Here is a 23,434-nt window from a genome sequence, read left to right on the forward strand (position 1 = left end):
ATTTAACTTATACTTTATGTATTAGCCTTGAATATTTTATTTAAGGCTAATACATTTTAAATCATAATGAGTAAAACTATTTTATTTAATTAGATGATAAAAGATAGACTTTTGCATTAAAATCCATAATCTTTTACGAAAATAGGCTATTTACGCTTTCATCATGATATACTCTGCGGATTACTTCGCCAAATAGTGGCGCTGTGGTTAAGACCTTGATATATGGGCTTTGCTCTTTGAGTGGAATGGTATCAGTCGTTACTAGCTCATCTAAGACTCCGCTATTTATCCTATCATACGCAGGCCCGCTTAAAACCGGATGAGTACAAAAGGCCATGACGCTTGTGGCGCCATTTTTCTTAAATACTTCAGCGGCTTTGACTATTGTGCCTGCTGTATCGATCATATCATCGATTAAGATTACATCCTTGCCATTTACATCGCCTATGATATTCATAACTTCGCTTTCATTGGCCTTTTCACGGCGTTTATCTACTATTACCATATCTAGATTTAAGCTTTTAGCTAGGCTTCTAGCACGTGCTACGCCACCCACATCAGGGCTTGCCACAATAGGATTTTTAAGATTTTTACTCTTTACATAGTCTAAAAATACAATAGTTCCATAAAGATTATCTACTGGAATATCAAAAAATCCTTGAATTTGCCCAGCGTGAAGATCCATAGTAACTACTCTATCTATGCCAGCGGTTTGCATCATATTTGCTACTAATTTTGCTGTAATTGGTACTCTTGGAGCAGCTTTTCTATCTTGTCTAGCATAGCCAAAGTATGGCACCACTGCTGTTATAGAGCTTGCACTTGAGCGTTTTAGAGCATCAGTTAGGATTAGTAGTTCCATTAGGTTTATATTGGCTGGAGCACAGGTTGGCTGAATGATAAAAACATCTTTACCTCGCACACTTTCGCCTATTTGTACGCTAATCTCTCCATCGCTAAATCTCTTTATACTAGCTTCGCTAAGCGGAATTCCAAGATATTTAGCCACCATTTTTGAAAACTCTACATTTGCTGTCCCAGAAAAAATCTTATATCCACGCATTTTTGCCCTTTTTGGAAGTATAGGGTTAATTTTAGCCTAAATTTGCTTAAAAATTAGATGGATTTTGTAGGCTAAATTTGAGTTTATGAGCGATATGTAAGTAAATTTATTATAAAATCTTATAAAAATTTAGGGCTAGTATGGGAAATTTTATCTGTTTACATTGTAAGGGTGAGTTTGATCAAAGTGTTGCTATAAAAGATGATAGCGGGCATGAGTTTTGTTGTAATGGATGTATGAATGTATATGGATTTTTAAATTCTCATAATCTATCTGAATTCTACGATAAATTAGGCAATCAAAAACATTTTAAAGCACCAAACTTAACTAAAATTGATACTGAGACATTTTATAAAAATTATGTCAAAAATAGCGATGGATTTTGTGAAATTTATCTGATTATAGAAGGAATTCATTGCTCGGCTTGTGTATGGTTAAATGAAAAAGTATTAATCTCAAGCGATGGAATTATAGAAGTATCGCTAAATTCAGCCAGTCAAAAAGCGCATATAAAATGGGATAATAGCATTATCACATTAGATCAAATTTTGCATAAAATCAGCTCTATTGGCTATACTCCAATCCCATATGATCCACAAAAAGCCGATGTAAGAGCAAGTCAAAAGCGTAGAGAGTTTTATGCTAAGATGCTTGTAGGGATATTTTGTACGATGAATATTATGTGGGTGGCTGTAGCCTTATATGGCGGATACTTTAGTGGAATGAGTAAGGATATAAAAGATATCTTGCATTTTGCAGAGTTTATTTTGGCCTCGCCGGTACTTTTTTATACTGGTAGTGAGTTTTTTAAAGGGGCATATTATGCTATTAAAAATCGCCAAGCCAATATGGATTTAAGTATTGCTGCTGGAGCAAGTATAGCGTATTTTTATTCGGTATATGCGATGCTTAGTAGAAATGGCGAGGTATATTTTGACTCTGTAGCGATGATTATTACTTTTGTATTTATTGGTAAATTTCTTGAAGTTATTAGCAAGAAAAAATCAATAGATACTCTTGATTTGCTTGGCTCTCTTTTGGTAAATCAAATTTATGTAAAATCTAATGATAAATTTGAGTTAAAAGATGTCAATGATGTAAAATTAGGAGATATCATCAAAGTGCGTAGCGGTGAGCGAGTGATGATTGATGGTAGTGTAGTTAGTGGGGCTGGTAGCTTTGATTTAAGTAGCATTACCGGAGAGAGCTTGCCGGTGTTGATTGGTCCTGGTAAGAAGATCATAAGCGGGGCTATGTGTATAGATGGAAGTGTAGAGTATGAAGCAACTGAGCTTTTTAAAAGTTCAGTTCTTAGTAAGATTATAAATCTTTTAAATAAAGCAAGCTTTAAAAAACCAAAAATAGAGCTTTTAGCTAATCAAATTTCGGCCAAATTCTCTTTAGTGATTTTGCTTTTAGGACTTGGGACATTTGGGGTATGGCTATTTAATTCTGGAGAGATTAGTGTAGCAATTGTAGTAGCTATTAGTGTGATTATCATTGCTTGTCCGTGTGCTTTAAGTCTTGCTACTCCAGTAGCTACTTTAATAGCTTTAGGTAGCGCAATGCGTGGTGGAATAATCTTTAAAGAGGCTAAGGTGATTGAGAGTTTAGCAAAGTGTGATTGTGTAGTTTTTGATAAGACTGGTACTTTATCAAAATCAAAACTAAGTGTAATTAAAGCAATAAAACTAAAAGAGTATAATTTATCTTTATTATACTCTTTAGCTCTTGCTTCTACTCATCCAGTAAGTGTGGCTATTAGGGATTTTAGTATTAATAAACAGCTAAATTTAAGTGATATAACAAGCTATAGCGGTCTAGGAATGAGTGCAAAATATGGCGATTTAACTATTTATGGTGGTAGTTCGCGATTTATGAGTAAGTTAGGATTTGGGGAGTTTGAGGATAATGGGCTTAATTATTATTTTGCTATAGATGGCGAGGTTGTGGCTAAATTTGAACTTGAAGATGAATTAAGGGATGAATCTGTAGATGTGATTAAGTCTTTACAAAATAGTGGATATAAAGTTGTGATGCTAACTGGAGATAATGAAATTACTGCTAGTAAGATAGCTAAAAGATTAGGAATTAGCGAGTTTTATGCTAGTAAAGATCCATTGCAAAAATCGCAAATAATTAAGGAATTAAACGCAAAAACTCCAGTAGTTATGGTAGGAGATGGGGTTAATGATGTGGTTGCGCTAAGTATGGCTAGTGTGGGTATTTGTATGGGTAGTGGAGCGCAAATTAGCGTTGAAAGAAGCGATGTAGTACTGCTAGATGATAATTTAAGCTCACTTGTAAAAGCGCTTAATCTTTCAAGATTGACATTTAAAACTATTAAGCAAAATTTAGGCTTTACTTTAATATACAATGCCCTTACTATTCCACTAGCTATGGCTGGGTTTATTATCCCGCTATTTGCGGCAATATCGATGTCGCTTAGCTCCATTATAGTGGTATTAAACTCTACAAAAATCAAATTAAAAGGATAAAAATGAGTGGTGTAATAGCTATAATGCTAGGGATCTCTACTTTGCTTGGTGCTGCTGCGCTTTTTGGACTTTTGTGGGGAGTAAAAACTAGACAATTTGATGATTATTCAAAATTTTTAGATGGTACTAAATTTGATAGTGAAGATGCATTAAATGATGCTATAAATTTAGAAAATCGTAAAAAGGATCTAATGAAAAAGCGTGATAAAGATAGGGGTTATAGGCCACCAGATTAATTTTTGAGTTTAAGCAAAGCGGCAATATAAGATAATGCTATTTTATATGTATTATGAAAGCATAGTTATAATTTTTATATTACTACACTTTCATACTTAGTGATAATTTTTATTTCCCTTTAGGATAAAGCGATGCGTGATATAGGCAAAATCCTACTAGCGCTACACCGCTTACAATATGTACAGCTTTGGCGGTTTTGTTTTTCATAAATAGTGCCGTACTAGCGGTTAAAAGCAGGCTACTACTCATACCAATCTTTGCTATTTCTCTTTTAGTCTCTAGGCTAATTTTTGGTTTTTTAAGCTCTTTTACTGCGTTCATTTCTTTTCCTATTTTTGATTTTTTTATATGCTCTTAGATTAGTTTGTACGCTCAATACTAGGCTACCAATTACTCCTATAGCAATTAAAATTGGCATTATCCATCCCTCTTGATACGAATTCGCCTAAGTGCGTTAAACAATAAAGCTATTGTTGTACCGTTATGCGCTATGGCAGTTTGTATAGGTGAGAGTTTGCCTAAACTTGCTAGTATCAATATGAGTGAATTTACCCCCACTGTGACCTTAAAGCTATTATTAACCTTTGATAGACAAGATATAGCCAGCTCTCTAGCGTCTGCTACAGCCTCAATATCATCTCTTAGCAATACTATATCTGCGCTAGCTTTGGCTATGTCAGCACCTTTGTGCATTCCAATACCTATATCGGCTCGCACTAGTGCTGGAGCATCATTTATTCCATCACCTACAAAAGCAACTTTTTGACCATGTTTGGCTGCTTCTAGCATAATCTCATCTAGAATTTTAGCTTTGTCAGTCGGTAGCAGCTCTGCATAATAATTTGCTATACCAAGCTCTTTAGCAATGGCTTTTGCCTTACTTTTACTATCTCCAGTAAGCATTATAAATTCTTTTACACCGCTTTTTTTAAGTCTTTTTAGAGCCTCTTTGGAATTTGGTCTAATAGTATCTTTAAGCAGTATAACTCCTAATAGTTTACCATCAAATCCGATAAATAAAGGCGTATCTCCATTTTTTAATATTTCATCTATCTCTTTAGAGTGCTCTTTAAAGCTTATACACTCATCATCTTCTAAGAAATGTCTTGAGCCAATTACTACACTTTTTTTACCTACTTCACTTTTTACACCATGAGCTACTATAAATGTTACCTCATCATGATGAAAATGGTCAAAATTATTCTCTTTAGCTGCTCTTACTACAGCTTGTGCTACTGGATGAAAGTAGTGTTCTTCAATGCTTGCTGCTAAATTTAACACTTGATTAGCATCCCAGTCTTGATGAAATGAGTGCACTTTTAATACTTCTAGATCGCCATTTGTTAGCGTTCCAGTTTTATCAAAGACAAATATTTCACTTAGCTGAAGACTCTCTAAACTTTTAGCACCCTTTACGATGATTCCCTCTTTAGCAGCACTTGATATAGCTGATTTAAATGCTACTGGAGTAGTGAGTTTTAAAGCACAAGAATAATCAGCTTGAAGCACGCTAGCAGCACGCACTAGCTCGCCAGTCATAGCATAGCTTAGTCCAGCAAGACTAAGAGTAATTGGCACTAAAGAGTCAGCCATTTTTGAAGCAGTTAATTCTTGGTTTGAGCGTTCATCTAGTGTGGACTGGATATATGATTTTATGCGATTAGTAGCAGTGTGATCGCCTACAGCTTCAGCCCAGATTTTAATCTTACCTTCTTGAACTATTGTACCACTTAGAACTCTATCGCCTCTACTTTTACTAGCTGGAGTAGCTTCTCCTGTCATTGAAATTTGATTTATTAAAGCTTCTCCATCGATGATGTGACCATCTATATATATAGTATCGCCAGCACCTACTACTACAATATCGCCAATTTGTATATCATCACTTGGAATTTGACGCAGTGTTACTTTGCTATCAGTTATACTCTCAACCCACGCCATACCGCCTTTTTGTTTAGCTAGTTCTTTGATAAGATCATCGCTTTTATACATTGTAAGCTCTTCTATATATTCACCCAAAGTCAGCATAAAATTGGTTGAATTTGCTGCCTTATAGTCTTTTAAATATAGTGAAATTGCTACGGCTGCAGCTTCAAGGCTACGAGATGTGATGCCTTCGCTAAATGTCTCTTTTAATCCGCTTTTTAGCAATGGAAAGGAGGCTAAAAGGCTAAAACTAAGACTAAGCCCTGGACTTCTAAGAAATGGAGCTATAGCTAAAGCACTAGCAGCACGTACCACTTCAGATGAGCTTGGGATTTCGCTTCTTAGTGCGATGTAGCTATCTTTTTTGCTCTTGTTTTGGCTTTTGATTTCATTAGATTTTAAAATATCTGAAATTTGATTTTGAATTTGATCTAATGAGCCTTCATAGCTTATAATTATACTTTTGATTATCCCATTTATGCGTACATCTATCACATTTGGCAAAGAGTCTACAGCAACTCTAAGCAAGAGAGGATCTACACTGCCTTCATAGCCAAATCTAGCTCTAGATTTGGTTTTGTGCAGAAGTTTTATAGGCATATCTTACTCGCTAGCTTCAGCTTTTGCATCTTCATAACGCTCTTTTAGCTCTTCTAAGCCACATTCAAATAGTGTTGAAATTTTAGCAAATCCCTTAAAAATTGCTCTTTGAGCATTTTCATTTGTTAAAATATATGTAGCAGCTGCGCCAATTAATGCTCCTTTTAAGAAATCGCCACTATTTCCAGCGCCAAAAATACCATCTAAAAATCCATTTTGAGTATTTTGATTATTTTGTGTATTTTGAAAATTTAAATTTGACTGATTTGAGCTTGAATTTACATTTTTAATATAGGGATTATTATTTATCATTATTTAACCTTTTTTGTTGATTTTTTAATATTTTACACTCTTTTGGTTTAAATGCATTTTGGACGCCATAGACAAAGGCTCCACCAATTGCAATATATGTAGCAGCTTCTACTATTTTAGTTGAGGTGCTTTTATTTGGATTGCCAATGGTGTTTGATGCGGCAATAGCACATGCTCCAATTGCAGCACCTTCAAGTGTTGATTTTATTGTAGTTTTAATAGCTTCATCTTGAGTGATTTGACCATCTTTTAATTTAGCATATTGGTATGCACCGCTTGCCATAAGTGCCAAAATTGCTCCACTAACTGCATGTCCGCTCACTGAACGAGGTGCACCTGTGTTTATCATTGATTAATCCTTGGATTGCTATTTTCTAAATTTAGATTGGTAGCTGATTTTAGGTTTGACTCATCTTGAGAGTTTGGAGTCTCTTGAGTTTCTATTTTTGCTTTTGGTTTGCGGCCTGGTTTTTTTCTTGCTGGTTTGTCTTGAACTTTTTCTTTAATGTTTGTTATAGTAGCTTTGCTAGCAGTTATGCCATCTTGGAATTTTTTGTCTAAATTTAAGCTTTTAAATGATTTTGCTATCTCATCTCTTTTGCTAAACGCAAATGCAATTCCAGCACCTAATGCAATTCCAGCGATAAATGGTAATGCCATATTTTACTCCTTATTTTTATTTAGTAATTCATTTACGATAATCACGCCAAAAGCGCCAATAATCGCACCTCCAACTAAGCTGTAATTTAATTTACCTAAAAATCCCTCTAATTCATCCTGGCCTAGTGAGCCATCTTTTAATTTATTCACCATTATAGCAGTCTCATTTATTAAGGTTTTACCTTGATTTAATTGTTCTAAAAGATTGTTATTTTGATTTAAATTTAGAGCATTTTGCAAGGATGGAATGTGATTATTATAGCTAGCTGCTTGAAGCCTGTAAAATGTATCTATTATTTGTGTATCGTTTTCGTTTGTTACTAGAGTATTGTAGAGTTCTACATTTGCTTGTTCATTTTGTAGTGCTATAACAGCTGCTTCTTCAAAGCTTTTAGGGGTTGCAAAACTATAAGGATTTGCCGGTATTTGCGCACCAAGCTCATTTAGATGGAAAATAATAGCATTTATATGATTTGCCTCAGCCTCTAAAAGATTAGTAAATGGTGCTCCAAATTCACTAGCGCTAAAGTAGAAGCTATAAGCTTTATACTCATCATCTAACGCTTTTAAAAGATTATCTATGCTCATTTTATATCCTTTAGATTTTTATTTATTATCATAGCAATTTTATCTAGATTGCGCCCATTTATAGCATCCTCCCATAGACTTGGCTCAAGCATATCTTTATCATAATGCAAGGTTAAAGAGCCGATTAATTTATTAAATTTAATCTCTTTGATTAGTGGAATTTGATTTAGTTTATCTATTAATTCTTTAGCTTCTATTTTGCTTTGTTGGGCTAGGTTTTTAAGCTTTAGACTAGCTCGTAGCCTAATTCTACCAGGTGTGTGATGAATAATGCTAAAATAATCACCCAAAAGCTCTAAATCGCTTGGTTTTATCTCTAAATTATTTAGTGAAATTTGGCTATTTATATCCATAAAATTACTCAATTTTGATATTAAATTTGACAAAATTATATATAAATGATTATAAATCTTAACTTAAATTTTTATATATTGATATTGATTTTCATACCATTAAATCAATAAATTTAGTATATTTTAATAAGAAAATTTGATAAATTCGCAATTTTCTTAACTATATTTGTAAAATCATTATCATATATATTTTGATAATATCCAAATATTATAATTTATTAAGATTAAATTCAGATTTTGTTATTATAAAATCAGCTGCGATTAAAATAAGATTGAAATTTATAAGAATTTAGAATAATAATTGCCTTTAAGAGCTAAAATCAAGGCTTTTTAAGTGAGAAAATTAAAGCCCTACTTAATTCAAATTTGATATAATTAATCAAATTTTAAAGGATCATAGATGAAAATTTTAAGCCTTGCTAGTAAGCTATCTTTACAATCTCCTAAGCTTGTTGATAAGTTTAAAAATGATGAAATTATGGTGATTAGTCCGCTTGATGATAGTATAAATGCGAATTTTATCAAGTGTGAAATCGGTGCTATAAGCTACGCTTTGGCTCTTATAGGTTTGGAGTTTAGCTTTGGTGGGGAGTTTTGGGATGGGCTAGATTGTGGTGAGTTAAGTGGTGAGTCAAATATAGGCGAAGAGGAGTTGCCGTCTATTTGCGAATTTATTAAAAATTGTGATATTTGCGTTATTAGTGATGAGATTTTTGAGAGTAATGAGAGTAGTGTAAAGGCGATTTTGTCGCTGTTTAAAAGCAAATTTGGCTTTAAAATAGTAAATTTAAATGGCGATGAGGTAGAATTAAATGGCGAGTTAGTAGAGCTTGAAGCGATACCTAGCTATGATAGTGCCGTGGTATTTACTCATCCGCATTGTGATGAGTTTAGGGCGGGGAATTACTTTGGTATCGCTGCTAAGTTAAAAGATGGCGATGAGATCAATATACATTTAAGACAAAAAGATATAAAAGCTAAACTTTCAATAGATAAATCTATTAAAGGAACCATAGGATTTTTAGGCTTTGAAGGAGCGAAATATGGTTTTGAAGTTTTGAAATTTAGCCCTTTGGTTGGCTAAATTTCTATATATTCTACTATTTCACCAGCTTTTAAACCATCTTTATCGCTTGGGCAGATTAACAATACACCGCCATTTATGAGATTTCCTACTATGGCTGAGCTACCTGATTTTTTGGTTGCTGTGGAGATTTTGATGGTGCCGTTTTCGTTGGTTATACTAGCGGCACTAAACTCTTCAAATGGTGATTTTTTGGTATAGTCATCTTTTAAAATCGCTTTAAATCTATTTTTTTTATCTATCCTAAAGATATGCTCTATAAACTCTTTAAAAAACAGCACACAAGTCACCATTGCTGAATAGGCAAATCCAGGCAAAGCAAATATAAATTTATCATTGATTTTCGCTACTTTGATATGCCTACCAGGCTTGATGCTAGCACCATCTATGATGATTTTAGACTCTCTTGTAATATCACGCATAAAGTCAAAATCCCCCACGCTAACACCACCTGTGGTGATGATGAAATCCGCTGAGATTAGGGCGTTTTGGAGTGCGGTTTGGATCGCTTGTTTATCATCTTTGATGATTGGCATGATGATCGGCTCGCATCCCATATCTTTAAGCAAAGATGAGATAGATATGCTATTTGAGCTATAAATTTGAGCTTTATGCTCTTTTGTTTGGCCTATATCCAAAACTTCGCTACCAGTGCTTAATATCGCAACTCTAGGTCGGGCTAAGACATTGATATAGCTATATCCTAATTCAGCCAAAAGAGCTAGCTCACAATATCCAAGTTTGGTGCGAGAGCTTAGTAGTAGCTCTGATTCTTTATAGCTCTCGCCAACTTCTCTAATAGCAAATCCTTGCGATACAGGTTTGATAATCTCTATATACTCACCACTTAATTTGACATTTTCTATAGGCACGATAGTATCGGCTCCATCGCATACTAAGGCACCTGTAAGAGTCTTGACACACTCATTTTCAGATATGGCGATATCATCGCTATTTCCGGCGGGGGCTATGTTTATTACTTTAATTTTGTTATTTTGATTTGTAAATTTAATAGCATAGCCGTCCATACTTGAAGTTGGATAGGCCGGATATGGGCTTTTGGCTACTATATCATCTGCTAAAATTCTCCCAAGCGCTCTATCAAGCGAAACTCTCTCTATAAAGTCCCATTTTGGGGCGAGATTTAGTAAATTTTGGAGATTTTCATTGTAGCTCTTCATTGCTTACTCCTAAAATAGAGATAACCTCATCACGGCTTATTATATGAGAGTTGAATTTTACTACACTATATCCATTTTGTTTGTAGCGATCTACTATACCATTAACACTATCTAATATTGATATATCGGCGTTTTTAAGGCGTATGATTTGAAATATTCTTGGGTCGCTTAATTGAAATAAGATTAAAAGCCAAATAGCCAAGACTACAGCTAGAATAACAGCTAAAGCCGTGATATTATAGCTATGTAATAGATATCCACCCACTGCCCCACCAAGAAAGCTACCTAAATAGCCAAATGAGTTAAATATACCAAGTGCCGAGCCTCTTTGGTTTGATTTGGCAAATTTGCTAGCACAGCTTTGCATGATTGGCTCATGGATATTAAATCCTATGAAAAATATAACTACAAATATGATGAAGCTCGCAGCCGAATTTGCCACGCCAAAGCCTATAAATGAGATGATAAATAGCACCACACCAATCAATAAAAGCTTTTTGCTATGCCCTTTGCCATCGCCTAAAAATCCTGCCATTCCCATAGCCAAAAACCCAAAAATCATAGAGATTAAATAGACAATCCATAAGTTATCTCCGCTATATTCGAAGGATTTTACTAAAACTATCGGGATAGCTACAAAGGCACAGCTCATAAGCATTTTTTGCATTAGATTTGTTAAATTCATTATGGCTAGATCTTTTTGCTTAAGTAGTTTAGTAAGTGGAATTTTAGGGTCGTGATGATGAATTTTTGGCTCTTTTGGCACAGCGCTAAAGAGTAAAAATATACAAAAAATAGTTACTATAATAGATAGATAAAATAGACTAGAAAGCCCAAATTCACGGCTTAAAAGCGGACTAAGAATCATAGAAATAGCAAAAGCAATCCCAATCATCCCACCCATCATAGCCATAGCTTTGGAGCGTTTATCTTCGCTAACTAGATCGCTTATCATAGCAGTTGCTACAGCACCCACAGCACCGCAACCTTGGAGCAATCTACCAAATAGCATTGTATAAATATCAGTTGAAATAGCACAAATTAATGAGCCGATTATAAATATAATTAGCCCTACAAATATCATAAATTTACGCCCAAATCTATCACTTAAGCTACCAAAAGGGAGTTGAAAAATCATCTGAGTAATAGCATAAGCACCGATAGTAAGCCCAGCTAAAAACTCATTAGCCCCATCAAGCTCAAGCGCATAAAGACTAAGAACAGGTAAAATAATAAAAAGCCCAAAAAACCTAGAAGCTGCGATAAATCCAAGCGGCAAAACTGATCTTATCATACAAAAAATCCTTAAATTTAAAAAAGAGTAATTTTATCATAATTAATATTAAACTCTTTTAAATTTATTTTGTAAAAAACTTTACGATAAATTTACATTTTTTACATTTTGACTTTACAACTATTATTTATAATTTCGCAACTTAAAATTCAAGGAGTTAAAATGTTTAAAAAATATCTCGTTGCACTATTTGTGCTATTTGGTCTTAATAGCTATTTATTAGCTGAAAATATCTATCCTATATCTCGTGAGATGGGCTCTGGTACAAGGGGCGCATTTGTGGATATATTTGATGTTAAAGAGCAAGTCGGTAAGAAAAAAATCGACGCAACTTCTAAAAAAGCTGAAGTTACAAACTCAACAGGCGTTATGATAACCACAGTTGCAAACTCAAAAAACGCTATTGGCTATATCTCGCTTGGCTCTTTAAATGATTCAGTAAAAGCTGTTAAAATAGATGGCGTAGCACCAAGTGTAGAAAATATCAATAACAAAACTTACACAGTTTTTCGCCCATTTAATCTAGCTATAAGTAGTGATAATGAGTTAGTAAATGACTTTTTAGGCTACACTAGCTCAAATCAAGCTAAAAGTATAATCCAAAAAGCTGGTTATATCGCACTATATAATAATGAATTTAGCTCAAAAAAACCTAGCGGTAAGATCGTAGTTGCTGGGTCTAGCTCAATTACTCCATTAATGGAAAAATTAAAAGAGAGCTATAAATCACTAAATCCAAAAGCAACTATAGAGATCCAACAAAGCGACTCTACCACAGGCATAAACTCAGCTATAGAAAAAATAGCTGATATCGCAATGGTATCAAGAGAATTTAAAGATAGCGAGTTAAAAAAAGGTTTAAAAACTCAAGTTTTAGCCCTAGATGGACTAGCTGTGATAGTAAATAAATCAAATCCAATCGATTCGCTAAGCAAAGATAGTGTTAAAAAGATCTTTACAGGCGATATTACCATTTGGGAAAAAGTAAAATAATGCTTAAAGAGAGATTTTTTCAAGGGCTTTTTGCCCTTAGCGCCGGCTTTTCTATCTTTGCTGTTGGCGCTATAGCTCTATTTTTGTTTTTTAACGCTTTTGCAACTATATCACAAATAGGCTTTTTGGAGTTTATTTTTGGTATGGATTGGTATCCAGATGAGGAGATTTTTGGTATATTTCCTATGATTATAGGGAGTATATATGTAACGGCTTTGGCTATAGCCTTGGGTGTGCCTATTGGGGTTTTAAGTGCTGTGTATTTGGCATATTTTTGCCCAAAAGGGTTAAAAAAGATTATCATGCCAGCCGTTGAGCTATTAGGTGCTATTCCATCTGTTGTTTATGGATTTTTTGGGCTTGTGATAGTGGTGCCTTTGGTATCTAATATCTTTGATGGTGTATCTGGAAAGAGTATTTTGGCAGCTTCATTGATCTTAGCAATTATGGTTTTACCTACAATTATCTTAGTATCAAAAGCAGCGATTGAGGCTTTACCTAAGAGCTATTATGAAGGAGCTTTGGCCCTTGGGGCATCACCTGAAAGAGCTGTCTTTTTCGCTATAGTCCCAGCAGCTAAAAGCGGTATTTTGGCCTCTGTGATTTTAGGCGTTGGTAGAGCTATTGGCGAGGCGATGGCTGTTATCATGGTAGCAGGAAACCAGGTTCAAATCCCACACTCACTAAGTGATGGAGTAAGAACTCTAACCACAAATATCGTGCTTGAGATGGGCTATGCAGCAGATTTACATAAAGATGTATTGATAGCTAATGCGGTTGTGCTTTTTGTCTTTATTTTGATTATAAATATTAGTTTTAGCGCTTTAAAAAGGGGTAAAAAGTGAGTAGGGATTATCTATCTATATTTTTATCATTTTTACTTAAATTTTCTATTTTTAGCGTGTTGTTTGTATTTTTTGGGATTACGCTTTTTATCTTTATCAAAGGTATTATCTATATCTCGCCAAGCCTCTTTGAGTGGGAGTATAATAGCACAAATGTCTCTTTAATGCCAGCACTTATAAATACTATAAATATGGTTATTTGCTCTTTGGCTATTGCTATGCCACTTGGGATTTTTGGGGCGATTTATCTAAATGAATATAGCAAAAAAGATAGCAAAATTTTAAATCTCATTAGGGTTACTTCTGATACTTTGGTGGGAATTCCAAGTATTGTGTATGGGTTGTTTGGTTATCTTGCTTTTGTTATATATTTTGGATTTAAAACTAGCTTTATAGCGGGGGTTTTGACTCTTAGTATTATGATTTTACCGCTTATTTTAAGAAGTAGCGAAGAGGCTCTAAAATCTGTTCCAATAGGTTATAAAGAGGCATCTTTGGCTCTTGGGGCTAGCAAGCTTCGCACTATATTTGCTATCATCTTGCCTAGTGCTACAGCTGGGATATTAGCCGGTGTTATCCTAAGTATTGGTAGGATAGTTGGTGAGAGTGCGGCGCTACTTTATACCTCTGGAAGTGTAGCGCAAATCGCTGGGGCATTAGATTCTGGGCGAACTTTAAGCGTTCATATGTATGCTATATCTAGCGAAGGCCTTCACATAAATGAAGCTTATAGCACGGCGATGGTGCTTATTGTTATTGTATTTTTTATGAATTTTATCTCAAATTTTGTAGCTAAAAAGATTTTAAAGGATAGTAAATGAAAAAGTGCTTTGATATTAATAAACTAAATTTACATTATGGGACATTTCACGCATTAAAAAATATCAATATGGAGATTGCCAAAGGCGAAGTTACAGCCTTTATAGGCCCTAGTGGGTGTGGTAAATCTACATTTATCAAAACCCTTAATCGTATAAATGATCTAGTAGAGGGTTGTAAGATTGAAGGGGGGATATTGTTTCATGATAGGGATATTTACAGCAAAGATTATGATATAAATTTGCTTAGAAAGCGTGTAGGAATGGTATTTCAAAAGCCAAATCCATTTGCTATGAGCATATATGATAATATCACTTTTGGCCCTAAGACTCATGGCATAAAAGACAAAGATACCCTAGATAGCATAGTAGAAAAGAGCTTAAAAGACGCTGCTTTATGGGATGATTTAAAAGATAGATTATATAGCTCTGCCCTAGGGCTTAGTGGCGGCCAACAACAAAGATTATGTATCGCTAGAACCTTAGCTGTAGATCCAGAAGTTATCTTAATGGATGAGCCAACTAGCGCACTTGATCCTATATCCACGGCTAAAATAGAAGAGTTAGTCTTAAAGCTCAAAAAAGATTATACAATCATAATAGTAACTCACAATATGCAACAAGCTCACAGAATTTCGGATAAAACGGCATTTTTCTTGATGGGCGAAGTGATCGAATATGATGATACAAAAAAGATATTTAACAAACCAAAAAACAAAAAAACTCAAGATTATGTTATGGGGAAATTTGGGTAAGTTTGCTATAATTTGGTAAATTTAAAGGAATTTAAGTGATCTATGTCTTAGAAGATGAAGGGGCGATTTTAGATCTTATTTGCTATGCTTTAAAATCCCAAAATATCCCAGTAAAAGGCTTTAGTCTAGCTAAGGATTTTTATAAAGCCTTAAAAGATGAAATCCCTCAAATTCTAGTGCTTGATGTTATGCTTCCAGATGGCGATGGATTTGAGATTTTAAAAGATCTTAAAAATAGTGCTAAATATAAAGATATTTGTGTTTTGATGCTTACAGCTCTTGATAGTGAGATAAATAAGGTAAAAGGCCTTGATCTAGGTGCTGATGATTATATTGCAAAACCTTTTGGAGTGATGGAGCTTTTGGCTCGTATTAGGGTGATTTCTAGACGCAAAGCCAAAGAAGAGCCAAATAGCGATATAAGCTTTAATGGATTGGAGTTTTCATATAAAAATCATATTGTTAAAGTTAATGGCAAGCCTTTGGAATTAACCTTAAAAGAATTTGAATTACTTGGGTTTTTATTACAAAATCCAAATCAAGTTTTTAGCCGTGATATGCTTTTGGAGATGATATGGGGCTATAGCTATGATAAAGAGAGTAGAACGATAGATATGCATATTAAAACATTAAGAAAAAAGCTTGGCAATATGTCAGATATGATTAGGACAATTCACGGAGTTGGCTATAAGTTAGTAAGAGAGTAGGATGCAAAAAAGGGTATTTTATTTCATTATTTTTTCTACATTAGCACTAGCTTTATTTATCAATATATTTTTGATATTTTCTATAGAATCTGTGCTTAAAAATGAGCTTTTTGATAGATTGAAAAATTATGCTTATAGCATTAAAAGTGAGGTTTTGTCATCTATCCAAAATGGCTCTATACAAAGCTTAAAAGACCTAGATGAGACTTATAGAATTAGCATAATTGACCAAAACGGAGTTGTGATATATGATAATTTTGCCAATAATCTAAATTTGGATAATCACAGCAATAGAGCCGAGTTTAAAGATGCGATAGAAGATGGAGAATCTACAAATATACGCTATTCTAATACAATTTTAAAGCGAAATTTATATTATGGGCTTAAAATCTCTAATGAAAAAGGGGAATTTGTTTTAAGAATTTCAAAAGAACAAGATTATCTATATGCGATATTTATGAGCTTTATACCTTATATCGTTGCTGAGATTATATCGGTGTTGATATTTTCATTTTTACTAGCTAAATATCTTACGCATATAATTTTACGCCCAATTTACAATATAGATTTAAAGAATTTAGATGAGAATTTACCATATCCAGAGCTTAAAATTTTAATTGAAACTCTCAAAAAACAAAACAAAATTATCAAAAGCCAATTTAAACATTTAAAACAAAAAAGACAAGAGCTACAATCCCTAACCAAAGGTATGAAAGATGGCCTTATCATCATAAATCGCTCCGGCGAGATACTAAGCATAAACCCAAGTGCTCAGCGATATTTTTCAAATTTGGCTAAAAATACAAATATATCTCAAATTCAAAATGATCTATTTTTAAAGCTTTTATTACAAAATTTAAGAGATTTTAAAGATGGCAAGATATCTTGCGAGATAAGAGAGCAGATAGTGTTTATGCAAGAGACTTTGGTGGAGTGTGAGATTGTCTTTTCGCCGATTTTTTCGCAAAAAGGCAAATTTAAAGGGCTAATTATCGTTATTTGCGATATTACAGAGTTTAAGCGAAACCAAAATTTAAGCAAAGAATTTAGCGCTAATGTAACTCACGAGCTTAAAACTCCGCTAACTTCTATAATGGGAAATGCCGAGATGATTAGAAATAATCTTGTAAAAAGTGATGATATCCCGCATTTTATAGATACAATTTATAATGAATCTAAAAGATTATTACACCTAATAGAAGATATTTTGAAATTATCATTTTTAGATGAATCTAGCACTAAGAATATCCCATTTGCCAAAGTAGAGCTCAAAAATTTACTCTTAAAAGTCTATTCTAACTTAAAAAGCGTAGCCAAAAAATATGATATTGAGTTTAAATTTGAGCTTGAAGAGGCCTATATACACGGCTCAAAGGAGCTATTAGAACACGCTATTTTCAATCTATGCGATAACGCTATTAAATACAATCACCCAGGCGGATATGTCAAAATCAAGATAAAAAAATTAAAAGATTGTGTAGAGCTTAGCATAAAAGATAGTGGCATAGGAATTGAGCCAAGCTCACAAGAGCGGATATTTGAGAGATTTTATTGCGTGGATAAAAGTTATAGCAAAAAAGTAGGTGGCACAGGATTAGGACTATCAATAGTTAAATCAGTTTTAAATATGCACCACGCCAAAGTAAAACTAAAAAGCCAAAAAGATATAGGAAGTGAGTTTATAATCACATTTGCTAAGGATATAAAATAGATAAAAATTAAGTAAATATAAGCAATAAAACGATTAGATTAGTTAAAAAATAATATTAATAAAGTAAACTGTGCTAATTAAAGCAATGCAAAAGATTATTGCATAGTTTATAACTATGTAAAATAATAAGAACTCTTATGTTTAGCTTATCCTTTAACTTTTGATTTAGCCTAAGAGGTAATTTCTATATAAGTTCTTTTATTGTAGAATCTATTTTTTATTTTATTATATGTTTATTTTGGAGCGTAAGTAATATGTTTAGATATATTTTTGTTTCTTTAGTTTTAGTATCTACTTTATATAGTTATTGTAGAGAGCCAATGAAACCTATATGTATTGGTTCATCGACATCTTTTAAAACATTTAAAAATTCTTGTAGAGATGATGTAGAAGATTATATTAAAGATTTAGAGAGATATACAAAGTGTGTAGTCAGTGAATCTCGTAACAAAATTCAAGAGGCAATAGATAGCTATGAATGTTATTCATCTGGTGAGAATTTTTGTTATTGATATATACTTTGATTTTTAGATTTATGAATCATTAGTATATTAGCTTAATTAAAATAGTGAGCCAATTAATAATTAAAGAGCATAAAATATTGAAACTATAGATATGATAAATTCTAAGAATATGAGTACAACAGAAGAATAGTGTTTTGTATTGAACGAAAAGCTAAAGAAAATATTGCATACAAAATCTAAATTAAATACTTTAGTCAAATGAAGCATAGCTTATTGCTAAAAGGAGTTTATAAATCCTATCTAGATAAAATTTATAAACTCTAAAAAATTAATATTATCAAATAGCAAAGTGTATCTTGTTTAGTCATTGTATAGAATTAATTAAAGCTACATATTAGTTAATTGATATTTATTAAAAACTGATAATTGATTAATATATGGATATTCAAGAGATAAGTGGCTCCGGATGCTGGATTCGAACCAGCGACCAATCGGTTAACAGCCGACTACTCTACCGCTGAGCTAATCCGGAATATTGTATAAATGAGTTGGAATTATAGCTAATAATTAGCTATTTGTCAATTAAATTTAGCTTAAATTAGAAATTTTTTTCAAATTCTATAAAATTTCATCCCAGCTAAATCGCATTCTATAACCTTGCCTTCATTTATCAGCGTTTCTAAATTTATCTTTGCATTTGTAGTAAAGTTGTTTTCTATATCATATAAACTTTGAGGGCGAAGTTTTAAAAGCTTTTCAAGCTCATCTTTACTATAATCAAATTTAGATTTTAAAGGGGTTCTAGAGGCTATACTAACTGGTGCAGCATCTATAAAAGTTGCTAAATAGTGTAATGTTTCACTACTAACGCCTCTAACATTATGAGCTGGTGGGCGATCTATAGTACTGATATCTATTCTATTAGGTAAAATCTTTTTAAAAGCTCTATTTAAAGCCATAAACTCATCATCGCTATCATTATATCCAGCTACAACCAAAACCTCCATAATAAGCTCGCCTTTAAATTTAGATCTAAATTGTGACATAAGCTCTACTAACTTATTTATATCTATATTATCAATACTTCTATCAATTTTACGAAATGTCTTTTGATTTGCACTATCAAGACTAAACTTAACAATATCAAGGTTTAAAAGAGCCTCAATAGCATTAGGATTTAAAACAGCACTACCATTGCTAAGAATTAGTGATTTTTGCGTGGTTTTAAGAGTATTTATCTGAGTAATTAAATTTAATAAATCACTATATAAGCTCGGCTCGCCATTAGCCGTAAGCGTGATAACATCGATATCTTTAAACTCATTAAGAGCATTTTTAAGCTCATTTATTATAACTTTGGAATTTGGCTCATTTTTTATAGCTCTGATGGTTTTAGCTTTTTTTAACTCACAATATAAGCAATCAAAATTACAGCTTTTTTGATCTGGGCTTAAATCTATTCCAAGAGAGCTGCCAAAGCGGCGGCTACTCACTGGACCAAATATAAATTTATATCCCATTATTTTGCATATTTTGCAGATTTTTCTTGGACAGATTTGATAAAATATTTAGCGTGTTCAACTGGAATATCTGGTAAAATACCATGACCAAGATTAAATATATGTCTTTTGCCGCCCATTATAGATAGAATTTCATCTACGCCTTCATCAATCGCATCTTTGTTATACAATCTTGTAGGCTCCATATTGCCTTGTAAAATATATTTAGCACCTAAAGATTTTTTAGCATTAGCAAGCGGGGTACTCCAATCCACACCAAATACATCAAAATTACCACTAATATCATCTAAAAATCCGCTAATTCCTTTAGGAAATACTATTATAGGAGTATCTGGGAAGTTTGCTTTTAGATAATCAACAATCTCATTAATATAGCTAAATCCAAATTCCATATAAGCACTTTTTTCTAATGCTCCAGCCCAACTATCAAAAATCTGAACAGCATTTACTCCAGATTTTATCTGCTCAGCTAGATATAACTTAAGAGCATTTGTTACCTTGCGAAGAATAGCATGAAGGAATTGAGGATTATCATATACCATCTTTTTACAGATATTATATGTTTTTGTGCTGCCTCCTTCTATCATATATGTAGCAATCGTCCATGGAGCACCACAAAATCCTATTAAAGCTTTATCTTTGGCTAGCTTATCTCTAGTTAATTTAATTGTATCATAGACATAGCTTAGATTTTTAATTGCTTTATCGCTACTTAGTCTATCTAAGTCCTCCATTGTAGCAATTGGCTTAGGAAATACCGGGCCTTCGCCTTTTACAAATTTAAGCTCCATACCCATCTCCATAGGTACTACCAATATATCACTAAATAAAATTGCTGCATCTACGCCTAAAATATCAACTGGTTGAAGTGTAACCTCACTAGCTTTTTCATAATCCTTACAAAGTGATAAAAAATCCCCAGCCTCAGCTCTAACTCTCATATACTCAGGCAGATATCTACCAGCTTGACGCATCATCCAAACTGGAGTATAAGGAGTTTTTTTGCCTAAACATGCATCTATAAAAATCATAAATATCCTTTAATCCTAATGATGTGAACTCTTATGCAAGAAATATAAGCCTAAACAAAGAGCTAAAATCGATAACGCTAGATAGACCATCTCAAGAGGTGTGGTAAATTTAGCATGCAAAACACGCTGAAAGAAATTAACCACTAAAACCATCACAATGACTTTACCTATCTTATCTTTTAGCTGGTCTAAACTATGCACTTCAAGTACTCTAGCCTGTCTAGAACTCTTAGTTGTATCAATCTCACTAATAAAAAGCTCATAAATCCCAAAACTAAAGATAAAAAAGACCAATGCCATCAAATACAGATCTATAGCCCCAATAATAAGAGCTACGCCATCGCTATGCAGATCTACACTATGGTCGCCTAGAATTAGGTAATTCCATGCATAAACTATTACCTTAACAATATCATAACTAGCAACAATAAACATCACAAAAGCTCCTAGCAATCCAAAGATCACTGGAAGTAAGGTTACCATTCTAGACTTCCACAAAAGCCCTTCAAATAGCCTTTCTATCTTGTTTTTAATATTATCCATTCTGCTCTTGCATCTCTATCCATTTTTGTGCGATTCTAACCGCATTTGTCGCTGCACCAACTCTAATCTGATCAGCCACACACCATAAATGTAGTATGCTATCATCATAATTATCTTTTCTGATTCTGCCTACATATGTCTCATTTGTATCACTTGCGTGAATTGGCATTGGATAAAGATTATCTTTTGGACTATCTTGAACTACAACGCTTGGAGCATTTTTTAGAATTTGAGTTGCTTTTTGTGCATCAATTGGAGTTTTAAATTTAATAGTTATGCTCTCACTATGACTTCTAAGAACTGGTACACGCACACAAGTTGCACTCACTTGTATATCTTTGTGAAGGATTTTTTGGGTTTCTTTAACCATTTTCATCTCTTCTTTTGTGTAATCATTATCTAAGAACACATCAATATGTGGAATTACATTTAGTGCTATTTGGTGTTTAAATGCACTTGGCTCACACTCATCAAGCTTAAATTCAAAGAATTTTTGCATCTGCATAACCAACTCTTCCATTCCTTTTTTACCCGCACCACTTGTAGCTTGATATGTGCTTACATCTACTCTTTGGATACCAAAAGCATCATCAAGAGGCTTTAACACTTGCACCATTTGGATTGTAGAGCAGTTTGGATTTGCTATTATGCCTTTATTTTGCCATTGAGCAATGTCTCCTGGATTGCACTCAGGCACTACTAATGGCACTTCTGGATCCATTCTAAAATGGCTAGTATTATCTATAACTATTGCTCCGCTTGCTGCTGCAAATGGTACAAAATGAGCCGATATGCTACCGCCAGCACTAAAAAATGCAATATCTACTTCATGCTCGTCAAATACAGTATCAGTAAGCTCTACAATTGGATAATTTTTGCCTTTAAATTCAATCTCTTTCCCAACACTCTTTGCACTTGCAAGTGGCAACACATCACCAACTGGAAAATCCATCTCTTCTAAAACACGAAAAATCTCTTCGCCTACAGCTCCAGTAGCTCCAACTACTGCTATACTATACTTTCTCATACTACGCCTTAGATTTAAATTTAGGTCGCTATTTTATCTAAATTTAGCTTAATATAAGTCAAATTTGAATTTAAATTACTTTTTAGCGTAAATAAACAGATCCTCTTTACTAATACTACTACCTTCACTTAGTATAGCAGCGCGCTCAACAATACTAATAAGCTCCCTAATATTACCTGGATAATCATAATTTAAAAGCTCATCAATAGCCTCTTGACTAAACTCTTTTTGACCTAATTCATACTCAACACAAACTCGCTTAAGTGTAGCATTTGCGATATCTATAATCTCATCTTTGCGTTCTCTAAGTGGTGGGATTTTAAGCGGAACAGTATTTAAACGATAAAATAGATCCTCTCTAAACTCACCATTTGCAACTTTTTGTTCTAAATTCGCATTGGTTGCGCTTACGATTCTTACATCTATTTTAATTGGTTTGCTAGCTCCTACACGAACGATCTCACGCTCTTGAATCGCACGCAAAAGCTTAGGTTGTAAATTTAGTGGCATCTCTCCAATCTCATCTAAAAATAGAGTTCCACCATTTGCTAGTTCAAAAAGCCCTTTTTTAGTTGCTGTAGCATCGGTAAAAGCACCCTTTTCATATCCATATAGTTCACTTTCAAGTAAATTTTCAGGTATTGCAGCCATATTAATAGCCATTAATGCTGAATTTTTTCGCTTTGAATTTTCATGGATATATCTGCTAAAAAGCTCTTTACCTACGCCACTTTCTCCCATTATCATCACGCTTACATCGGTTTGGGCTGCCTTTTTGGCAATATTTAGAGTTTTGTCTAAATTTGCAGAAGCGGCTAAAAAATTACTACTTTTTATCTCTGTGGTGGTATCTGGTTTTTTAGTTTTAGTTTTTTGAGTTATTACGCTAGTTCGTTTAATTGCTGTAGCTAAAGTATCAATATCAAATGGCTTGGTCAAAAAATCCTTCACCCCAAGGCGAACACTCTCAATAGCCCTATTTAGTGTGGCATTTCCTGTCATAATAATTACATCGTATTTGCCACCAAGTTCTTTTATAAACTCTAGTCCATCCATTCCAGGCATGTTTATATCAGTTACTATGACATCAGTATCATTACTTAATTTTTTAAGTGCTTCAGTAGCACTTTTATAAGATTTTACACTAAACTCATTATAATCACCTAAAGCGATCTCCAGGGATTTACGCATATTTATATCATCTTCTACAATTACAACATTCAT

Annotated in this window: 25 protein-coding genes and 1 tRNA gene; 10 read left to right on the forward strand and 16 right to left on the reverse strand. The window is 33.5% G+C overall.

Translation table 11 applies throughout. The annotated features are described in order from the left end of the window. Positions 1-133: 133 nt before the first annotated feature. Positions 134-1,063, reverse strand: a complete 930-nt coding sequence (locus tag CIGNP91_RS07250; protein WP_086226873.1) for a ribose-phosphate pyrophosphokinase — start codon at positions 1,061-1,063, stop codon at positions 134-136. 140 nt (positions 1,064-1,203) lie between these two features. Here CIGNP91_RS07250 and CIGNP91_RS07255 point away from each other — a divergent pair, with 140 nt between their 5' ends. Together CIGNP91_RS07255 and ccoS are read left to right on the forward strand one after the other, a co-directional pair. Further along, entirely contained in the window at positions 1,204-3,561 is a 2,358-nt protein-coding gene (locus CIGNP91_RS07255) for a heavy metal translocating P-type ATPase (RefSeq protein ID WP_086253776.1), read from the forward strand. Positions 3,562-3,563: 2 nt separating this feature from the next. After that, complete coding sequence (gene ccoS / locus CIGNP91_RS07260; RefSeq protein WP_086225591.1) at positions 3,564-3,797, forward strand: cbb3-type cytochrome oxidase assembly protein CcoS; 234 nt, start codon at positions 3,564-3,566, stop codon at positions 3,795-3,797. A 109-nt stretch (positions 3,798-3,906) separates the two neighbouring features. Here ccoS and CIGNP91_RS07265 read toward each other — a convergent pair whose 3' ends face one another. From CIGNP91_RS07265 to CIGNP91_RS07295, 7 genes are all read right to left on the reverse strand, one after another. After that, a complete protein-coding gene (locus CIGNP91_RS07265) occupies positions 3,907-4,119 on the reverse strand; it encodes a hypothetical protein (protein WP_086225590.1) in 213 nt (70 codons plus the stop codon). Positions 4,120-4,215: 96 nt separating this feature from the next. After that, positions 4,216-6,324: a heavy metal translocating P-type ATPase gene (locus tag CIGNP91_RS07270; protein WP_086253777.1), complete on the reverse strand. Its 2,109-nt coding sequence runs from the start codon at positions 6,322-6,324 to the stop codon at positions 4,216-4,218. A gap of 3 nt (positions 6,325-6,327) precedes the next feature. Then, a complete protein-coding gene (locus CIGNP91_RS07275) occupies positions 6,328-6,636 on the reverse strand; it encodes a YtxH domain-containing protein (protein ID WP_236845147.1) in 309 nt (102 codons plus the stop codon). Beyond that, the gene (locus CIGNP91_RS07280) at positions 6,626-6,985 is read right to left on the reverse strand and encodes a hypothetical protein (protein ID WP_086225588.1); all 360 of its coding nucleotides are present in this window, start codon (positions 6,983-6,985) and stop codon (positions 6,626-6,628) included. The genes CIGNP91_RS07275 and CIGNP91_RS07280 overlap by 11 nt, the downstream gene beginning before the upstream one ends. Next, positions 6,982-7,296: a hypothetical protein gene (locus CIGNP91_RS07285; RefSeq protein WP_086232827.1), complete on the reverse strand. Its 315-nt coding sequence runs from the start codon at positions 7,294-7,296 to the stop codon at positions 6,982-6,984. The genes CIGNP91_RS07280 and CIGNP91_RS07285 overlap by 4 nt, the downstream gene beginning before the upstream one ends. Before the next feature lie 3 nt (positions 7,297-7,299). Continuing rightward, entirely contained in the window at positions 7,300-7,884 is a 585-nt protein-coding gene (locus CIGNP91_RS07290) for a hypothetical protein (protein WP_086253778.1), read from the reverse strand. After that, positions 7,881-8,237, reverse strand: coding sequence for an HMA2 domain-containing protein (locus CIGNP91_RS07295; protein ID WP_086225585.1), 357 nt, complete (start codon positions 8,235-8,237; stop codon positions 7,881-7,883). Before CIGNP91_RS07295 ends, CIGNP91_RS07290 begins: the two co-directional genes overlap by 4 nt. A gap of 400 nt (positions 8,238-8,637) precedes the next feature. On the opposite strand from CIGNP91_RS07295, the gene CIGNP91_RS07300 reads away from it, so the two are divergent. Continuing rightward, positions 8,638-9,321, forward strand: coding sequence for a hypothetical protein (locus tag CIGNP91_RS07300; RefSeq protein WP_086253779.1), 684 nt, complete (start codon positions 8,638-8,640; stop codon positions 9,319-9,321). Here CIGNP91_RS07300 and CIGNP91_RS07305 read toward each other — a convergent pair. Both CIGNP91_RS07305 and CIGNP91_RS07310 read right to left on the reverse strand, forming a co-directional pair. After that, entirely contained in the window at positions 9,318-10,502 is a 1,185-nt protein-coding gene (locus CIGNP91_RS07305; protein ID WP_086253780.1) for a molybdopterin molybdotransferase MoeA, read from the reverse strand. The two genes, CIGNP91_RS07300 and CIGNP91_RS07305, sit on opposite strands and share 4 nt — an antisense overlap. After that, positions 10,486-11,796 (reverse strand): MFS transporter, encoded by a 1,311-nt coding sequence (locus tag CIGNP91_RS07310; RefSeq protein WP_086253781.1) that lies wholly within the window; start codon positions 11,794-11,796, stop codon positions 10,486-10,488. Before CIGNP91_RS07310 ends, CIGNP91_RS07305 begins: the two co-directional genes overlap by 17 nt. A 162-nt stretch (positions 11,797-11,958) precedes the next feature. Between CIGNP91_RS07310 and CIGNP91_RS07315 the strand changes: the two genes are divergently transcribed. The 7 genes from CIGNP91_RS07315 (at position 11,959) to CIGNP91_RS07345 (ending at position 18,137) form a co-directional block, all read left to right on the forward strand. Then, complete coding sequence (locus CIGNP91_RS07315) at positions 11,959-12,789, forward strand: substrate-binding domain-containing protein (protein WP_086253782.1); 831 nt, start codon at positions 11,959-11,961, stop codon at positions 12,787-12,789. Next, complete coding sequence (gene pstC, locus CIGNP91_RS07320) at positions 12,789-13,634, forward strand: phosphate ABC transporter permease subunit PstC (RefSeq protein WP_086226862.1); 846 nt, start codon at positions 12,789-12,791, stop codon at positions 13,632-13,634. The genes CIGNP91_RS07315 and pstC overlap by 1 nt, the downstream gene beginning before the upstream one ends. Next, on the forward strand, positions 13,631-14,455 hold the full coding sequence (gene pstA / locus CIGNP91_RS07325) for a phosphate ABC transporter permease PstA (protein WP_086243486.1): 825 nt from the start codon (positions 13,631-13,633) through the stop codon (positions 14,453-14,455). The genes pstC and pstA overlap by 4 nt, the downstream gene beginning before the upstream one ends. Then, the gene (gene pstB / locus CIGNP91_RS07330) at positions 14,452-15,207 is read left to right on the forward strand and encodes a phosphate ABC transporter ATP-binding protein PstB (protein ID WP_086253783.1); all 756 of its coding nucleotides are present in this window, start codon (positions 14,452-14,454) and stop codon (positions 15,205-15,207) included. The genes pstA and pstB overlap by 4 nt, the downstream gene beginning before the upstream one ends. Before the next feature lie 35 nt (positions 15,208-15,242). Beyond that, the gene (locus tag CIGNP91_RS07335) at positions 15,243-15,914 is read left to right on the forward strand and encodes a response regulator transcription factor (protein ID WP_086226859.1); all 672 of its coding nucleotides are present in this window, start codon (positions 15,243-15,245) and stop codon (positions 15,912-15,914) included. A 1-nt stretch (position 15,915) separates the two neighbouring features. Beyond that, entirely contained in the window at positions 15,916-17,625 is a 1,710-nt protein-coding gene (locus tag CIGNP91_RS07340; RefSeq protein WP_086253784.1) for a sensor histidine kinase, read from the forward strand. A gap of 320 nt (positions 17,626-17,945) precedes the next feature. After that, positions 17,946-18,137 (forward strand): hypothetical protein, encoded by a 192-nt coding sequence (locus CIGNP91_RS07345; RefSeq protein WP_141031563.1) that lies wholly within the window; start codon positions 17,946-17,948, stop codon positions 18,135-18,137. A 409-nt stretch (positions 18,138-18,546) separates the two neighbouring features. Here CIGNP91_RS07345 and CIGNP91_RS07350 read toward each other — a convergent pair. The 6 genes from CIGNP91_RS07350 to CIGNP91_RS07375 form a co-directional block, all read right to left on the reverse strand. After that, positions 18,547-18,621 (reverse strand) — tRNA-Asn (locus tag CIGNP91_RS07350). A gap of 79 nt (positions 18,622-18,700) precedes the next feature. After that, a complete protein-coding gene (locus CIGNP91_RS07355) occupies positions 18,701-19,609 on the reverse strand; it encodes a radical SAM protein (RefSeq protein WP_086234987.1) in 909 nt (302 codons plus the stop codon). Then, positions 19,609-20,640 carry a uroporphyrinogen decarboxylase gene (hemE, locus tag CIGNP91_RS07360; protein WP_086229826.1) on the reverse strand — a complete coding sequence of 344 codons (1,032 nt, stop codon included), beginning with the start codon at positions 20,638-20,640 and terminating at the stop codon, positions 19,609-19,611. Before hemE ends, CIGNP91_RS07355 begins: the two co-directional genes overlap by 1 nt. A gap of 15 nt (positions 20,641-20,655) precedes the next feature. Next, positions 20,656-21,183, reverse strand: coding sequence for a YqhA family protein (locus tag CIGNP91_RS07365; RefSeq protein ID WP_086225569.1), 528 nt, complete (start codon positions 21,181-21,183; stop codon positions 20,656-20,658). Next, positions 21,176-22,210 carry an aspartate-semialdehyde dehydrogenase gene (locus CIGNP91_RS07370; protein WP_086225568.1) on the reverse strand — a complete coding sequence of 345 codons (1,035 nt, stop codon included), beginning with the start codon at positions 22,208-22,210 and terminating at the stop codon, positions 21,176-21,178. The genes CIGNP91_RS07365 and CIGNP91_RS07370 overlap by 8 nt, the downstream gene beginning before the upstream one ends. Positions 22,211-22,285: 75 nt before the next feature. Beyond that, positions 22,286-23,434, reverse strand: a complete 1,149-nt coding sequence (locus CIGNP91_RS07375) for a sigma-54-dependent transcriptional regulator (protein ID WP_086253785.1) — start codon at positions 23,432-23,434, stop codon at positions 22,286-22,288.

The organism is Campylobacter sp. P091, from assembly GCF_002138935.1.
GTDB classification, from domain to species: domain Bacteria; phylum Campylobacterota; class Campylobacteria; order Campylobacterales; family Campylobacteraceae; genus Campylobacter; species Campylobacter devanensis.

Coding starts and splice junctions, on each gene's coding strand:
- CIGNP91_RS07250 (WP_086226873.1), bottom strand. CDS start 1,063: ATGCGTGGATATAAGATTTTTTCTGGGACAGCAAATGTAGAGTTTTCA.
- CIGNP91_RS07255 (WP_086253776.1), top strand. CDS start 1,204: ATGGGAAATTTTATCTGTTTACATTGTAAGGGTGAGTTTGATCAAAGT.
- ccoS (WP_086225591.1), top strand. CDS start 3,564: ATGAGTGGTGTAATAGCTATAATGCTAGGGATCTCTACTTTGCTTGGT.
- CIGNP91_RS07265 (WP_086225590.1), bottom strand. CDS start 4,119: ATGAACGCAGTAAAAGAGCTTAAAAAACCAAAAATTAGCCTAGAGACT.
- CIGNP91_RS07270 (WP_086253777.1), bottom strand. CDS start 6,324: ATGCCTATAAAACTTCTGCACAAAACCAAATCTAGAGCTAGATTTGGC.
- CIGNP91_RS07275 (WP_236845147.1), bottom strand. CDS start 6,636: ATGATAAATAATAATCCCTATATTAAAAATGTAAATTCAAGCTCAAAT.
- CIGNP91_RS07280 (WP_086225588.1), bottom strand. CDS start 6,985: ATGATAAACACAGGTGCACCTCGTTCAGTGAGCGGACATGCAGTTAGT.
- CIGNP91_RS07285 (WP_086232827.1), bottom strand. CDS start 7,296: ATGGCATTACCATTTATCGCTGGAATTGCATTAGGTGCTGGAATTGCA.
- CIGNP91_RS07290 (WP_086253778.1), bottom strand. CDS start 7,884: ATGAGCATAGATAATCTTTTAAAAGCGTTAGATGATGAGTATAAAGCT.
- CIGNP91_RS07295 (WP_086225585.1), bottom strand. CDS start 8,237: ATGGATATAAATAGCCAAATTTCACTAAATAATTTAGAGATAAAACCA.
- CIGNP91_RS07300 (WP_086253779.1), top strand. CDS start 8,638: ATGAAAATTTTAAGCCTTGCTAGTAAGCTATCTTTACAATCTCCTAAG.
- CIGNP91_RS07305 (WP_086253780.1), bottom strand. CDS start 10,502: ATGAAGAGCTACAATGAAAATCTCCAAAATTTACTAAATCTCGCCCCA.
- CIGNP91_RS07310 (WP_086253781.1), bottom strand. CDS start 11,796: ATGATAAGATCAGTTTTGCCGCTTGGATTTATCGCAGCTTCTAGGTTT.
- CIGNP91_RS07315 (WP_086253782.1), top strand. CDS start 11,959: ATGTTTAAAAAATATCTCGTTGCACTATTTGTGCTATTTGGTCTTAAT.
- pstC (WP_086226862.1), top strand. CDS start 12,789: ATGCTTAAAGAGAGATTTTTTCAAGGGCTTTTTGCCCTTAGCGCCGGC.
- pstB (WP_086253783.1), top strand. CDS start 14,452: ATGAAAAAGTGCTTTGATATTAATAAACTAAATTTACATTATGGGACA.
- CIGNP91_RS07340 (WP_086253784.1), top strand. CDS start 15,916: ATGCAAAAAAGGGTATTTTATTTCATTATTTTTTCTACATTAGCACTA.
- CIGNP91_RS07345 (WP_141031563.1), top strand. CDS start 17,946: ATGAAACCTATATGTATTGGTTCATCGACATCTTTTAAAACATTTAAA.
- CIGNP91_RS07355 (WP_086234987.1), bottom strand. CDS start 19,609: ATGGGATATAAATTTATATTTGGTCCAGTGAGTAGCCGCCGCTTTGGC.
- hemE (WP_086229826.1), bottom strand. CDS start 20,640: ATGATTTTTATAGATGCATGTTTAGGCAAAAAAACTCCTTATACTCCA.
- CIGNP91_RS07365 (WP_086225569.1), bottom strand. CDS start 21,183: ATGGATAATATTAAAAACAAGATAGAAAGGCTATTTGAAGGGCTTTTG.
- CIGNP91_RS07370 (WP_086225568.1), bottom strand. CDS start 22,210: ATGAGAAAGTATAGTATAGCAGTAGTTGGAGCTACTGGAGCTGTAGGC.
- CIGNP91_RS07375 (WP_086253785.1), bottom strand. CDS start 23,434: ATGAATGTTGTAATTGTAGAAGATGATATAAATATGCGTAAATCCCTG.